At 65.4% G+C, this 4,444-nt stretch carries 3 protein-coding genes; 1 reads left to right on the top strand and 2 read right to left on the bottom strand.

Annotated elements, in window-relative coordinates; translation table 11 throughout:
• Window positions 1-868: hypothetical protein (locus tag BN1233_RS42410; protein ID WP_046869711.1), on the bottom strand; the 868-nt coding region annotated here is incomplete at its 3' end.
• 5 nt (window positions 869-873) lie between these two features.
• Window positions 874-2,868, bottom strand: coding sequence for a protein-L-isoaspartate(D-aspartate) O-methyltransferase (locus tag BN1233_RS42405; RefSeq protein ID WP_046869710.1), 1,995 nt, complete (start codon window positions 2,866-2,868; stop codon window positions 874-876).
• A 319-nt stretch (window positions 2,869-3,187) separates the two neighbouring features.
• Between BN1233_RS42405 and BN1233_RS42400 the strand changes: the two genes are divergently transcribed.
• On the top strand, window positions 3,188-4,444 hold a 1,257-nt coding region (locus tag BN1233_RS42400; protein ID WP_046869712.1), incomplete at its 3' end, for an SDR family oxidoreductase.

Below are 4,444 nucleotides of genomic sequence, written 5' to 3'. Positions count from 1 at the left end.
GGTGGGACGTGCAGGCCATCACATGCGTGATGGCATCTACATCGTAATCGCCGCCTGATCGACAAGCGTCGAAGAATGCGTTGAGGCGGTCCACACACTCCGGGCGTTGGCCGACGGCTTGCAGCCCAAGCGACACGCCATAATTCGTGAACGCGAACTTGACGTGACGCTGGCGCAGTGCCCGGCAGAAATAGCCCGGCGGATCAACCCACATCTTGTCGAGTCTCGCAAGAGAACGCGCGCGCTGTACCTTGGCCCAGCGCTCTTCGGGGAAGAAGTGGGCGAGCCAGAGCATCATCCCGAGGCCGAGGTCCTGATCGATCTCGAGTTCCTCGTAAACCTGCTCGACCAAGTTCCTCATCTCGGCAATCTCGGATGCGAGCTCATCTTCATCGAGGAGCCGGTAGGCTACATAGCCATTGAAGGAATCGAGGGCGCCGAGTCCATAGCCGGGATATGGTGCGCTCAGGTCCTCCGTCATCTTCCAGATTACCCCGGTGCCCGGGAGGACGAAGGCCGAATGGATGCCCTTCGCCAGGGCGACGCCGTGATCGCGATACTTGGGCTTGAGCTCGCCAAGGCGCCCCAAGGCGACGAGCCACATCGCGAGGTAATGGAAATACTGCCCGTCGCGATCTGGTGCCTCGCCGATGCGGATGCCGCGCGGGCGTCCGAGAACGCGCTCCACCTCGGCGACGAGCCATTCTGCTTCATCGAGATAAGTATCGTCCTGCAATTCGCGATGTAACGATACGAGGAGGACAAGACCGAACGCGTCGGTCCACAGATAGCGCAGGCCATTGGGCCAGACATGCCGTGAGCGCATCCAGTCGAGCTTCTTCAGGATGTAATCAACGTCGTGGAGCATGAGGCTCAGAGCCCGAACGGGTAGGTATCGGGCACGCCGGGTCGGGCATGCTCTGGTCCGAGGGGCGTCACGGCCGAGGTCTCGTCGAACCACACAAACGCATCGAACTGCTGCGGCAGCGAGGCATCGGAATAGTGGCTCATCAGCTCGGTCTCGGGGCGATAGATGACGCCAATGAACCGCTCCAGCCGTGGTTCGAGGAGCCGGCGGCGGAGCGCCTCGTCCCGGTGCAGATCGAGAAAAAAGCGCGGAATGCCCGCATCATGGCAGAGCCGCTCGTAGGAGTCGCGAAGCGACGGCCGCACGCGCTTGATCTCCATCGCGCCGCTCCAGTCTGTTGCCGCCGCAACAGTGCCCGTGTGGGTTCCGAAGCCGATCGGCGCGGCTTCGCGACTGAAGCACTCACGGCAGAGCTGGCCGATGTTCAACTGGTCGCGAACGGCTCCCATGTCGGTGTAGCGGGCATCACCGATATGGGAATTATGCGCCCAGACCACCGCCTTGGACCGAGGGCCGCGCGCCTCGAGGAGATAGCCGAGGGTCTCGAACATGTGCGTGTCGCGCAGGTTCCAGGATTCCGGGCCGCCATAGTACATGATCCGGTAGTAGCGCTCGGCCGAGGCGACGAGGCGTGCATTCTGCGTCGCATCCAGGAAGCTCTCGCCGTCCTGTGCGGCGTATTCGAGCCTCCTCTGAAGCAGATCCCGGCATTGCGCGATGACCGCCTGCTCGCATTTCCGGTAGCCACCCCTGAGCACGGCGCGCCCATAGGTCGACGGTTCCCGTTGCCAGGGCGTGAGGCAGCCGTAACGCTCGCGCGCCACCGCGGCGGCTTCGGGGTCGACCTCGTCGAGATACTCGAGAACGGCAGCGATCGAGCCGCTCATATTGTAGATGTCGAGACCATAGAAGCCCGCGCGCGCATCGAGGTCTTGCACGCTTTCGTTGTGCGTGCGCATCCAGTCGATCAGCGCCGCGATGTCGGTGTTGCGCCACATCCAGGTGGGAAAGCGCTGAAACGGCGGCTCCGTGCCGGCCCGGGCAGGGCGATAGCGCACATACCGGTCAATAGCGGCCGCATCGGGCCAGTCCGCCTCCACGGCGACGATCGTAAACCCGTGCTCCTCGATCAGCCGACGCGTGATCGCTGCCCTGGCGCGGTAGAACTCGGAGGTGCCGTGACTGGCCTCGCCCAGCAGCACGACGCGGCAGTCGGCGAAGCGGTCGAACAGATGCCCAAAAGCAGGATCGTCGAAATCGGGCAGAGGTTCGGCGGCCTCAGCGATCATCTCCGGCAGGGTTCGACCGCGCGACTGGCCGGGCACATGGCTCGTGGCTGCACGCCGGCCGTCCTCGGCCCAGCCCTGCTCGCCGACCAGCGGCACGAAGGCTACGGCACCGAGATCCTCCTGCTCGTAATCCGTCTCGCCTCGGCGCGTGATCTTGAGCAAAGTCTGGGATCTCTCATCTCCTCCGACCGGGATGACGAGCCGGCCGCCGATCGCGAGTTGCTCCTCGAGCGCTTGCGGCACCTCGGGTCCTCCTGCGGCGACCAGAATGGCATTGAACGGTGCGGTTTCGGGCCAGCCGAGCGTCCCGCCGCTAACCCGCAGATCGATATTGTCGTAGCCGAGCTTTTGGAACCGTTGTCTGGCGGCAGCGGCAAGCGACGCGTGACGCTCGATGGCATGGACGCGGTCGGCAATCTGGCTCATCACGGCGGCCGCATAGCCCGAGCCGGCCCCAACTTCGAGCACGCTGTCTCCGGGCTTTACTTCGGCCGCCTCGATCATCAGCGCGACGATATAGGGCTGTGAGATTGTCTGGCCTTCGCCGATCGGTAGCGGCCCATCCTCGTAGGCGAACTCCTCGAAGCCGGGTTCAACGAAGGCCTCGCGCGGCACGCGCCGCATCGCCTCCAGGATATGGCGGTCACGGATGCCGCGTCGGGCGATCTGAATGTCGACCATGCGGTTACGGGCGTGGGAAAGGTCGAGCATGGCAGGGTGCTCCAGGTTTGGCCCAATCGAGAGCGGCCGGCATCGACACCCCGTCAACGCCGCGACCTGCTTGCCGTGTTCCCGCCGCAGAAACGTCGCTAAGGAGAACCTTGTTGTCCGGCGCTGCCACTGATCTGGGGAGGTGACCTTGGCGTGGCGCACCAGCAGGGGCCTTTCGAGCTGACATGCGCGAACCCGACTGATCCCGGCCTATGGCCTGCGATATGGAGGTTTTGCAGGCCCCCAATGATCGAAAGCGATGGATTTCGCTCATCCAGGGCTCGCGCCGTGAGCAGGTTTCGTGAAGGGGAGTGATACATTGCGGGTGCTGCTGACTGGAGCGTCCGGCCTGATCGGCTCCGCCGTGCTCACGCATTTGGGAGCCGAGGGACACGAGGTCATCGCGGTGACGCGAACGCGTGAGTCGGCTGCCCGTCCGCACCGTGCGATCCGGTGGGTCATGATGGACGTCGCACGCGCGACCAGGCCGGAGGATTGGCTGCCGCACCTCACCGGCATCGATGCCGTCGTGAACTGCGCCGGCGTGCTTCAGGACAGTCCATACGACTCGACGATCAGGGTCCATGCCCGCGGCGCCGCTGCGCTCTTCACGGCCTGCGAACGGGCTGGCGTGAGGCGGGTCGTTCACCTTTCGGCGATCGGAGTGGATCGGGAGGCGCCGACTGCCTTCTCGCGCAGCAAGTTCGAGGGCGACAAGGCGCTGATGGCCTGCGACCTCGATTGGGTGATCCTGCGGCCCTCCGTCGTCGTCGGCCGCCCGGCCTACGGCGGCAGCGCTCTCTTTCGTGGACTGGCCGCGCTGTCGATCCTGCCCGTCATGCCGGACACGGGCCCGTTGCAGATCGTTCAGCTCGATGACCTGACGCGAACGGTCCTGTGCTTTCTCCGGCCCGAGGCGCCGGCCCGGAAGGCGCTCGAGATCGTTGGTCCGGAGCGGTTGGCCTTCAGCGAGGTCGTCCAGATCTATCGAGGCTGGCTCGGCTGGCCGAGAGCGCGGCAGGTCGCGATGCCGCGCTGGGCTGCGCAGTGCCTGTATCGGCTTGGGGACCTGCTTGGGTTGCTGGGCTGGCGGCCGCCGATGCGCAGCACGGCGGGGCGCGAGATCGTGCGCGGTGCCACCGGCGACCCGAGCGAGTGGGTTCGTCTCACCGGGATTGAGCCACAACCGCTCGCCGCAGCGCTTGCCGCCGAGCCGGCCTCGGTGCAGGACCGCTGGTTCGCCCGGCTCTATTTTCTCAAGCCTGTCGTGTTCGGGGTGCTCGCCGTGTTCTGGATCGTGACTGGCTTGGTTTCTCTAGGACCGGGCTATGATGCTGGCGTCCACCTCATGGAGGGAGCAGGCGCGGGCAGGCTGGCCGGCGTCGGCGTCATTGCAGGCACTCTGGTCGACATCGCGGTTGGGATTGGGATAGCGCTCCGGCGCGCCGCCCGGCTCGCTCTCTGGGCTGCACTCGCCGTGTCGGTCTTCTACGCGATTGCGGCAACGGCTCTGGCGCCGGCGCTGTGGGCTGACCCGCTCGGCCCATTGGTGAAAATCGGGCCGATCCTCGTGCTC

Origin of the sequence: Microvirga massiliensis, from assembly GCF_001006805.1 — a bacterium.
Taxonomy (GTDB): domain Bacteria; phylum Pseudomonadota; class Alphaproteobacteria; order Rhizobiales; family Beijerinckiaceae; genus Microvirga; species Microvirga massiliensis.
This window is presented reverse-complemented; position numbering and strand designations above follow the sequence as displayed.